The sequence below is a fragment of the Streptomyces ossamyceticus genome, from assembly GCF_001418475.1.
Lineage (GTDB): Bacteria > Actinomycetota > Actinomycetes > Streptomycetales > Streptomycetaceae > Streptomyces > Streptomyces ossamyceticus.
In genome coordinates this window covers 22,398-30,909 of record NZ_LIQX01000150.1, presented here as the reverse complement: position 1 = coordinate 30,909, position 8,512 = coordinate 22,398, and the positions used below count along the sequence as shown (strand labels likewise).

8 protein-coding genes are annotated in these 8,512 nt (G+C 72.9%); 4 read left to right on the top strand and 4 right to left on the bottom strand.

Going from position 1 to position 8,512, the window contains the following annotated elements:
* On the top strand, positions 1-962 hold a 962-nt coding region (locus AOK15_RS12890; RefSeq protein WP_240508407.1), incomplete at its 5' end, for a glycoside hydrolase family 38 C-terminal domain-containing protein.
* A 331-nt stretch (positions 963-1,293) separates the two neighbouring features.
* Here AOK15_RS12890 and AOK15_RS12885 read toward each other — a convergent pair.
* A complete protein-coding gene (locus AOK15_RS12885) occupies positions 1,294-2,640 on the bottom strand; it encodes an ATP-grasp domain-containing protein (protein WP_055516055.1) in 1,347 nt (448 codons plus the stop codon).
* Between the two features lie 276 nt (positions 2,641-2,916).
* Between AOK15_RS12885 and AOK15_RS12880 the strand changes: the two genes are divergently transcribed.
* The 3 genes from AOK15_RS12880 to AOK15_RS12870 are packed head-to-tail and all read left to right on the top strand — an operon-like array spanning position 2,917 to position 5,448.
* Positions 2,917-3,828, top strand: coding sequence for a metallophosphoesterase family protein (locus tag AOK15_RS12880; RefSeq protein ID WP_055516046.1), 912 nt, complete (start codon positions 2,917-2,919; stop codon positions 3,826-3,828).
* Positions 3,773-4,480 (top strand): 4'-phosphopantetheinyl transferase family protein, encoded by a 708-nt coding sequence (locus AOK15_RS12875; RefSeq protein ID WP_055516044.1) that lies wholly within the window; start codon positions 3,773-3,775, stop codon positions 4,478-4,480. Before AOK15_RS12880 ends, AOK15_RS12875 begins: the two co-directional genes overlap by 56 nt.
* A complete protein-coding gene (locus AOK15_RS12870; RefSeq protein WP_055516042.1) occupies positions 4,477-5,448 on the top strand; it encodes a polyprenyl synthetase family protein in 972 nt (323 codons plus the stop codon). Before AOK15_RS12875 ends, AOK15_RS12870 begins: the two co-directional genes overlap by 4 nt.
* A 104-nt stretch (positions 5,449-5,552) precedes the next feature.
* Here AOK15_RS12870 and AOK15_RS12865 read toward each other — a convergent pair whose 3' ends face one another.
* From AOK15_RS12865 to AOK15_RS12855, 3 genes are all read right to left on the bottom strand, one after another.
* Complete coding sequence (locus AOK15_RS12865) at positions 5,553-5,777, bottom strand: hypothetical protein (RefSeq protein WP_055516039.1); 225 nt, start codon at positions 5,775-5,777, stop codon at positions 5,553-5,555.
* Positions 5,778-5,890: 113 nt separating this feature from the next.
* Positions 5,891-7,315: an FAD-dependent oxidoreductase gene (locus tag AOK15_RS12860; protein ID WP_055516037.1), complete on the bottom strand. Its 1,425-nt coding sequence runs from the start codon at positions 7,313-7,315 to the stop codon at positions 5,891-5,893.
* Entirely contained in the window at positions 7,299-8,507 is a 1,209-nt protein-coding gene (locus tag AOK15_RS12855; RefSeq protein WP_055516035.1) for an MAB_1171c family putative transporter, read from the bottom strand. Before AOK15_RS12855 ends, AOK15_RS12860 begins: the two co-directional genes overlap by 17 nt.
* Positions 8,508-8,512 lie beyond the last annotated feature (5 nt).

The window sequence follows — 8,512 nt, the reverse complement described above, 5'->3', positions numbered from 1 at the left end:
GCGAGGTCCTCGGCGACCAGGGCAACCTGCTCCGCCTGCACACCGACCTCCCCAACTACTGGGACGCCTGGGACGTAGACAAGCACTACAGGAACCGCTACACCGACCTGCTGGACGCCGAGTCCGTCACGGTCGTCGAGGCCGACCCCCTCGTCGGCGCCGTCCGCGTCGAGCGGTCGTTCGGCAAGGGCTCCCGCATCACCCAGACGATCACCGTGCGGGCGGGCAGCCGCCGGATCGACTTCGAGACGGACATCGACTGGCACGAGGCCGAGAAGTTCCTCAAGGCCGGCTTCCCGATCGACGTCCGCGCCGCGCACTCCTCCGCCGAGATCCAGTTCGGCCACATCCAGCGCCCCACGCACACCAACACCAGCTGGGAGGCGGCCCGTTTCGAGGTCTCCGGCCACCGCTGGGTGCACGTCGGCGAACCCGGCTACGGCGTCGCGGTCATCAACGACTCGACGTACGGCCACGACGTCTCCCGCACGGTCCGCGAGGACGGCGGTACCACCACCACGGTCCGCCTCAGCCTGGTCCGCGCCCCGCGCATCCCGGACCCCGAGGCCGACCAGGGCAAGCACCGCCTCACCTACGCGCTGCTGCCCGGCGCGACCATCGAGGACGCGGTCGCCGAGGGCTACGCCCTCAACCTGCCGCTGCGCGTCGCCGACGCGGCGGGCGCGCCCGCGCCGGTGGTCTCCGTGGAGGGCGAGGGCGTGACGGTCGAGGCGGTCAAGCTCGCCGACGACGCCTCCGGCGACGTGGTGGTCCGTCTCTACGAGTCCGGCGGCGGCCGCGCCCGCGGCGTCCTGCGCACCGGCTTCCCGCTCGCCGGGGCGCACCTCACCGACCTGCTGGAGCGCCCCCTGTCGGAGGCGGCCACGGACGGCGACGGCGTCCCCGTGACCCTGCGCCCCTTCGAGGTGCAGACCCTGCGCCTCGCGGTGGGCCGCCGCTGACGGGTCCGCCCACCACGCCCCGACCAGCCGGCGCTCCCGGGTCGTGGCGGGCGGGACATCCCCGCCCGCCACGACCCTGGGCGCGGGTGTCCCCTCGGCTTCCAGGACTTAGGCACCGCCTGGCGCGACTTCGGCATCCGGATCGCCTCCTGACCCGCACCCGCCACACACCCGCGGCCCCACCGGGGACCGGCGGGCACTGAGGCGCCGCGACGCGCGGCGGCACGAAAGACCGGCAAGAAGACCGGTACGGAAGTCCGGTACGGACGACCGGAGGGCGGCTGTCGGGCAGGACAGCCGCCCTCCTTCGTCGTCCGAGCAGGTGCGGGTCCTACACCGCCAGGGGCCGGTCGGCGGCCGAGCAGGCGGTCGGCGACGAGGCGCGCGGGGGAGCGTCCTGCGGTGCCACGGCGAGCGACCGGGCCTCCACGGGCTCCACCGCGCCCACAGGAACGTCGACCACCATCGGCAGCCCCACGGCTCCCGGCACCTCGACGGTCCGGGGGATGTCCGCGACGGCATGCGCATCGGCCGGCACCGGCGCACCCGCGCCGTGACCCACGGCCGCGCCCGCACTCACCCCGTGACCCACGCCCTGGCCCACGCTCGCGCCCGCGTCGGCGGTCGTCGTGTCGTCGGCCTGCTGGGGCAGTGTCACCGGGCGCACCGGTCGAAGCCCCGACACCACGGTGTAGTCCTGCCCGAGCCGGGTCGGCAGCACGTCGCCGGTCTCCTCGCCGAGCGCCAGCCGCACCGCGGCCCACGGCGCGTTGATCCCGCACAGCGCCAGTTGGTGCAGGCCGCCCGCGGGACGCGTGTTCACGTCCATCAGTACCGGTCGGTCCCCGAACATCCGGAACTGGATGTTGGTCAGGTGGTGCAGCTCGAACGACTCCGCGAGCCGCCGGGCCGGCTCGATCCAGGCGGGGTTGAGCGAGAAGCCCCGCCGCCGCCCGTTCTTCGTGCGGCCGACCGCCATCCGCACCCGTCCGTCGGTACCGGTGAGGCAGTCGACGGACACCTCCGGCTGTTCGAGACGCGGCATCACCAGCCAGTCGACGGGCTCCCCGGCCTCCCGCAGGGCGGCGACCACCGTGTCGAGCGGCACGTACGGGCCGGGGAAGCCGCTGAGGTGATCCAGCGAGAAGGGGGCACGGGTCACCACACGGAAGCCCACACCACCCGCCCCGGACGCCGGCTTGAAGCACGCCCTGTGCCCGTCGGCCTCCAACTCCTCGACCGCGGCGACCAGTTCATCGGCGTCGGTCACCCGGAACCACGGCGGCACGGGCACCCCGTACGCCTGGACCGCCTCGTACGCGGTCACCTTGTCCTCGAAGACCTCGATCGACGCGGCGGGCGGCGCCAGCAGCGCTGTACCGAGGGCCGTGAACTCCTCTCGGTGCGCGGCGATGGCCGCCTGGTGCAGGCGCGGCACGAAGACGTCGATACCGCGCTTGGCGCACTGGTCGAGCGCGTACTCGACGTACGCGGCGGGGGAGAGGCCCTCGGGCTCCAGATCGGCGGTGTCGGCGGCGGCCAGTACGGGGGAGTCGGCGTCACCGTGGGTGGCATGGATGTCCACCGGACGAGCGTGCGGATTATTCCGCAGCTGATCCATGAAGAAGACGTTCTCCGCGTACGTGCGGTTGAGCCAGACGCGTACGCGAGAGACCATGCAGGCCGCCTTTCTACGGTTCGCGGGCACGGCGGAGCAGGCCGTGCCCGGCCAGGGGGGATGGAGGTACGCCGAACCGCCGACGCGAACGACGGGCGTGGCGGTGGTGTTGGGGCAGATCATAAGGCCACCGGGACCCATGTTTCTGTCACGCGCGTGTTAATCCTCGTGCGACGGGCGTGCCGCGGCGTGGGCAAGCGCTCAGCCAGTCACTCTTGTCCGTCGGTGCGCACTTGTGTTCTCGTGTTGCCATTCGGTGTCGCGGAGGGAGTGAGGGTGGAGTCGACGGTGGGCCGGCACGGGAACCTGCTGGCCATCAGCGATCTGCACATCGGCTATCCCGAGAACCGCGCCCTGGTCGAACAGATGCTCCCTGAGACGGACGACGACTGGCTCCTCGTGGCCGGTGACGTCTCCGAGAAGGTGGCCGACATCCGCTGGGCCCTCCAGACCCTCGCCGGACGCTTCGCGAAGGTGGTGTGGGCGCCGGGCAACCACGAGCTGTGGACCCACCCCAGCGAGACCGTCCCCCACCGCGGTGTCGCGCGGTACGAGCATCTTGTCGCGCTCTGCCGGGAGTTGGGTGTCGTCACCCCCGAGGACCCGTACCCCGTGTGGGAGGGCCCGGACGGCCCCGTCGTCGTCGCGCCGCTGTTCCTGCTGTACGATTACTCGTTCCTGCCCCAGGGCTGCGCGACGAAGGCCGAGGGCCTGGAGTACGCGCACGGCACCGGCGTGGTCTGCACCGACGAGCACGTCCTGCACCCCGACCCCTACCCGAGCCGCGACGCCTGGTGCCGCGCCCGGGTCGCCGAGACCGAGCGCCGGCTCGCCGAGATCCCCGCCGACCTGCCCACGGTGCTGGTCAACCACTACCCCCTCGACCGGCACCCGACGAACGTCCTGCGCTACCCCGAGTTCGCCATGTGGTGCGGCACCGAGCTGACGGCCGACTGGCACCGGCGCTTCCGCGTCGAGGTCATGGTCTACGGCCATCTGCACATCCCGCGGACCACCTGGCTGGACGGGGTCCGCTTCGAAGAGGTGTCCGTGGGTTACCCCCGCGAGTGGCGCCCGCGCCCGGAACCCCCGGGACGGCTGCGCCGGATTCTGCCGATGGAGGTCGGAGCCGTTGATCGAGGAGCTGCTCCCGGAGTCGGTCGTGGCCGTGGAGGCGTACGACGATGACACGGCCGGGGGAGCCGACGGGATCGAGCTGTATCCGGAGGAGGCGGCGATCGTGGCCCGCGCGGTGCCGAAGCGGCGCCGCGAGTTCGCCGTCGTCCGGGCCTGCGCCCGGCGGGCCATGGAGAAGCTCGGCGTCCCGCCGCGGCCGATCCTGCCCGGCGAGCGCGGCGCCCCCGGCTGGCCGGAGGGCCTGACCGGCAGCATGACCCACTGCGACGGGTACGCCGCCGCCGCACTGGTCCGCGCCACCGACCTCGCCTCCCTCGGCATCGACGCCGAACCCCACAGCGCCCTGCCCGAGGGAGTCCTGGAGGCCATCGCGCTCCCCCCGGAGGAAGCCCGACTGCGCCGACTCACCGCCGACCACCCCTCGGTCCACTGGGACCGGCTGCTGTTCAGCGCCAAGGAGTCCGTCTACAAGGCGTGGTTCCCGCTCACCGGCCGCTGGCTGGACTTCTCCGAGGCCGACATCGAGGTGTCCGTCGACCCCGGCGGTCACGCGGGCGGTCTGCGCGCCGAACTCCTCGTTCCCGGACCGGTGGTGGACGGCCGGCGTCTGACGGCCTTCGACGGGCGCTGGAGCGTCCGTCGGGGGCTGGTGGTGACGTCGGTGTCGGTTCCCTTCCCTCTGGAGAACGAGGCTCACCGGTGAGTTCCCTCGCATACGCAGACCTGCACAAACGAATCGCCGCGGAGATAGACGCGGAGATCGAACACGCCCTGGAGGAGCTGGGCCCCGCCGCCACCGCGGTCCGAAGATCCATCGCCGGGCTGCTCGGCCACCAGCGGATGAAGTACCCCCTGTCGGTGCTCCCGCTGCTGGTGCACGGCGCCGAGACAGGCGCCCCCGAACCGGCCGTTCCCCTGTCGGCCGTGCACGTGCTGTGGTGGACCTCCGCGTGCTACCTCGACGACCTGGCCGACGGCCACGGCGCGCACACCCCGCAGGGACTCGGCGCGGACGAGGCGCTGCTCGCGGCCGTTCTCAGCGGCCAGGCCCTCCCCATCCGGGTCGTCCAGGCGCAGTCCCTCTCCGACACTCTGCGCAACGCCCTCACCGGCGAGATCGTCAACTGCTGGATCGGCGCCGTGGAAGGGCAGTTGCGGGACCTGCGCGGCGACCTCGGCGCGGCCCGACCGGACACCGTCGTCGAGGCGTACCGGGGGAAGTCCGGCGCCCCCTTCGCGATGATCACGGCGATGGCCGCGATCCTCGCGGGCGCCGACCACGACCGCACCGAACTGTGGCGGGAGTTCGGCGACGTCTTCGGCGTGCTCTGGCAGCTCTTCAACGACCAGGAGGACCTCCTCTCCGGCCGCGACGAGGACCTGCGCAACGGCACCGTCACCTATCTGCTCGCCTGCGCCCTCGACGAGGCGTCCCCCGGCACCCGGGCCCGCCTGGTCGAACTGAGCGTCGCCGCAAGGGAGTCCGAGCCCGCGCGGGACGAACTCCGGGCGCGTCTGCTCGCCCCGGCCGTCCTCCACCGCTACGAGAAGGACCTCGGTGCTCACCGCGACGAGGCGTACCGCGTCCTCGACCGGCTCGGCGGCCACGCGCACCACGTGTCGGCCCTGCGGCAGCTGGTGGACCAGTCCGCGGGGATGTATCTGGCGTAGCTCCCGGCGACCCTTCTGAGCGCGCCCCGGTCCGGTGACGGGGGCTGGTCCGCCGGTGGTGCCGGCGGACCGTCGGGCGGCCGAAGGGTCGGCGGAGCGGAGGGTCACAGCCGCGGGCACCAGCCGCGCAGCAGCCGGAAGAACTCCTCCTCGTTGCCCGCCAGGCCCGCCTCCGCCAGTGCCTGCTCCGCCTCGGCCAGCGCGGCGGTCGGCACCACGGGTGGTCGGCCCTCCGGCGGCCCGTCGAACGCGGCGCGTACGGTCCCCAGCAGCCGCAGATAGGCCTGGACGGCGGTCCGCTCACGGTCGGTCAGCACGGCGGTCGGCATCGGACGGCTCTCCCCTCGATGGATGAGTGACACGCCACCAGCTTGCCGCCCGGCACTGACAATCCCGTTCTCCCGCACGCCGGTTCGCTCGGTCAGCGGACGGCGGAACAGCCCTACCGCGCAGCGCCCGGCACGATCTCCCGCTCACGGTCCGTCAGCGGCGGCCCCGTCAGCGGGTCCTTGACCGGGCCGCGCAGCACCGCCAACACGACCTCCGGCCTGACCAGCGCGGCGGCCGGCGCGGAGAGGGTGATCACCCCGAGGAAGGCCCGGAACACCAGCGGCCGCCCCACCGCCGTACGCATCAGCCGCTGCACGTACAGCCCGAACAGTCTCTGCATCGCGTTCGGCCGCTTGCCGATGGCTTCGGGGTAGCGGATGTCCGTGCCGGTGGCCAGCTCCCAGGCGAGCGCCACCGGTACGGCGACGGCCCGCTGGACGCGGCGCGCCAGCCCCGGCGCGGTGATCCCGTGCTCGGCGACCTTCTCGCGCAGCCCGAGGGCGCCCTGCGCGGCGACCGACATCCCGTGCCCGTAGATCGGGTTGTACGTGGCCACGGCGTCGCCGATCGCCACGAACCCGTCGGGCCAGCGGGACACCTTCTCGAAGTAGCGGCGCCGGTTGATCGTGCTGCGGGTGACGACCACGTCGGTCAGTGGTTCGGCGCGGGATATCAGCTCGCCCACGACGGGATGCCTGACGTTGTGCGCGAACGTGACGAACTCCTCGGCCTTCGCGGTGGGTTGACCGCCGCGGGTGCCCGACAGGGTCACCAGCCAGCGTCCCCCCTCCACGGGCACGAGTGTCGCGCTCTGCGCCGGCACGGGATCCTCCGCGTTCGGCTGGACGTTCACCACCGGGTACTCCTCGGTGCCCTCGGGTGCCCGGAAGATCCGGCTGGCGTACACCAGCCCGGAGTCGACCTCCTCCATCGGCGCGGGCGGCACCCCCAGCGTGTCGAGCCAGGCGGTGCCCCGCGACCCCCGACCGGCCGCGTCCACCACCAGGTCGGCGGGCAGCAGTCGCTCCTCACCGTCGGCCATCCGCACCCGGACGCCCGTCACCCGGGACGCGTCGCCCGTCAGCCCGAGGATCTCGGTGCGCTCCAGGACGGTGACCCGGGGACCGGCCAGCAGCCGGGCGCGGACCACCGACTCCAGCAGATCCCGGCTGCACGCGATCATGAACTCCATCTCGGGCCAGCGCCGGATCCAGCCCGTTGCCGACAGCGACACCAGTCCCGTCGGCAACGGGATGCGCCGGGCCCCCGCGGCCAGCCACGCCTCCGTCACGCCGGGCAGCAGCTCCTCCATCGCGCGGGCGCCGCCGGACCACAGCAGATGGGCGTGGCGGGCCTGCGGCACACCCTTGCGGGCCTCGGGCCCCTCGGGCAGCGCGTCGCGCTCGACGACGGTGACCTCGGCGTGGTCGCGCAGCGCGGCGGCGGCCAGCAGGCCGGCCAGGCCCGCGCCGACGACGACGGCACGCCGCCCGGTGCCTGCCGCGGTGTCGTGTGGACCGCTAACGGGTTCGCTCATGGAAGTCGCTCTCTGACCTGGTCGCGGCGGCCCCTTCGCGGGCGGCCGCTACGACGGGGGACTGACGCAGGGCGATGGACATCCGCACCAGGTCACGGGGGTTCTCGGCGGGCAGCGTGGGCGTGTCGGCGACCGCCGAGCTGATGACGCGGCCCTCCGGGTCGTCCTGCCGGGCGCGTACGGCCGCCGTCAGCATCGCCGCGTCTGCCTCGGCCCGAGCCTGCACGGGCTCCGAACCCGCCGCGACGGCCGCCTCGTAGGCCTTCGCCCGCACCTCGGAGTCGAAGTACGGGTACAGGCCGAGCATGCCGTCGTGGATGTCGGACTCCCGCTGCGTCATCTGCAGCTGCGCGGGCGCCCACCAGGAGATCCGCACCTCGTGGCCGGCCTGCGCCCACACCGGCCGCAGCTCCCGCCACAGCGGGCCGAGCCTGCGGTACGTCGACCACGTGGTCCACGCGTCGCCGACGCGCTGCCCGGCGAGCGGCAGACAGAAGCCGACAGCGCTGACCTGGGCGCCGATCGACGCCAGCACGGGGGCGAGATACGTGCTCAGACCGTCCAGGTTCCCGCCCTGCCAGCGGGCCGCGACGGCGACCAGCTTGACCGCCGCGAAGGGGACGTTGACGAGATAGCCGAACGCGATCACCAGCAGCCCGGCCCGCAGCCAGCCGCTCACCTGGAGCGCCCAACGCCAGCACATCACGTGCATGGCGACACCGGCGACCGTGAAGCCGATGAGGTACAGCACGATCATCTCGCGCAGGAACGGCGTGTTGGCGTAGTACGTGTCGAAGTCCCGCACCCGCTCCACCGGCGCGTTCCCGAGCACGAACAGCACCACGATCGCCGCGCACACCCCGGCGTACCCGCCGATCCAGCGGCGCGAGAGCCGCCGGGTGACCTCCGGGGGACCGCCCCGCCAGTTGGTGATCAGCACCAGACAGGAGCCGCTGAACGCGCTCAGCAGGACGTACACCAGGGCCGCCGACATGTTGGTGACGCCGGAGAGGTGGTTGACCTCGGTGATCGTCGGGGGCGCGGCGAAGAAGAACACCAGGGACGCCAGGGTCATCAGGGCGCACACGGACCTGATGAGTGGATCGCCCCAGTTCCGCAGCAGCGCCGGCATTTTCAGGGCGAGGGCGATCGCCATCGCGGCGGCCGGTACGTAGTAGCTGTGCCCGTCCATGGTGT